This is a genomic window from Arthrobacter sp. JCM 19049, from assembly GCF_001310435.1.
On record NZ_BAXF01000595.1, the window covers coordinates 1 to 1175 of the forward strand.

At 66.5% G+C, this 1175-nt stretch carries 2 protein-coding genes and 1 pseudogene; 1 reads left to right on the plus strand and 2 read right to left on the minus strand.

Going from position 1 to position 1175, the window contains the following annotated elements:
• The first annotated feature begins 9 nt into the window (after positions 1–9).
• A complete protein-coding gene (locus JCM19049_RS23670) occupies positions 10–165 on the plus strand; it encodes a hypothetical protein (RefSeq protein ID WP_374700328.1) in 156 nt (51 codons plus the stop codon).
• A gap of 14 nt (positions 166–179) precedes the next feature.
• Here the strand turns inward: JCM19049_RS23670 and JCM19049_RS14785 are convergent, their stop codons facing one another.
• Entirely contained in the window at positions 180–854 is a 675-nt protein-coding gene (locus JCM19049_RS14785) for an ABC transporter substrate-binding protein (RefSeq protein ID WP_279403311.1), read from the minus strand.
• Positions 791–1175: pseudogene (locus JCM19049_RS21195) on the minus strand (hypothetical protein); the annotation flags it as partial. The gene JCM19049_RS14785 and the pseudogene JCM19049_RS21195, both read right to left, overlap by 64 nt.

The following is a 1175-nucleotide window of genomic DNA, read 5'->3' on the forward strand; positions in this document are numbered from 1 at the left end:
CTGGAGCAGGTGCGTGCCGGGTTGCGCGCATTGGGCAAGGCCGGGGCCCACGCCACGCCCGCTGAACTGCTGGACCTGGTGTACCCCGACCTTGATCCGCGCCTTGTCGGCGCGGCAACCCATTCGCTTGAGGCGCAACTGCACTACCTGGCGATCAACTCCTAGCCGCAAACGCGGCGCTACTTGGCCTCGGCGGCCTTCTGGGCGGCGTCGGCCAGCTTCGGCACGACGTTGTCGATGGCCCAGGACAGGGACAGCGGGGAGGCCGCGGAGACCGAAAGCACCTGCTGGTCGTTCTCCATGGCCACCAGCCCGCCGGTCTTGGAGGCCGGGATCTGGGCGAAGAGCTCGTTGCTCTTCAGCGCGTCCTGCACGGTGGTGCCCGAGGCGACCGAGGCGAAGAAGATGTCTGACTTCAGCTCATTGGCCTTCTCCGGGGACCATTCGAAGTAGAAGGAGCCTTCCGGGGTGTTCTGGGTGACCACTTCGGCCTGCTTCATGCCCAGCGAGGTCAGGAAGCGCGGGCGGTTGTCCTCCCCGGCGTACAGGCTGATGGTCTTGGGCTGGGACAAATCCCCGGCGATGAAGCTGGTGTCCTTGAAGACCGGGTACTTCTCGGCCTGCCCGGCCAACTCACCTTCCAGGTCCTTGATCAGCTGCTGCGCCTGCTCGTCCTTGCCCAGCAGCTCGCCGGCCGCTTCGGTGGTCTGCTGCCAGCTGGTCAGGTAGTTGGCCTCGATCGGCCCCACGGTCGGAGCGATCTTGGACAGCTTGTCGTACTCCTCCTTGGTCAACCCGGAGTACGCGGCGAAGATGGCCTGCGGCTTGGCCTGGGCGATCGCCTCGAAGTCGATCCCGTCGGCGACGGAGAACTGCGTCGGCGCGTTCTCGGAGCGATCTGCGCGCCCAGCTCCTTGAGCTTGGCGTCCTTCCAGTCGGTCGAGTTGTTGGCGTTCTGCCCCCAGATGTCGCTGTCCATGCCGACCGGAACGGTGTCCAGGGCCAGCAGGCGTCGGCATTGACCCAGGAGATCGTGGCGATGTCCTCGGGCACCTGGTCGAAGGTGGTTTCCCCATAGATGTGCTCGATGGCGATCGGGCCGGAGGCGGCAGCGCTGCTCTGCTGCGCATCCTTCGCGGTGTCCGCGGCGCAGCCGGTCAGGGCCAGCGCGGTGG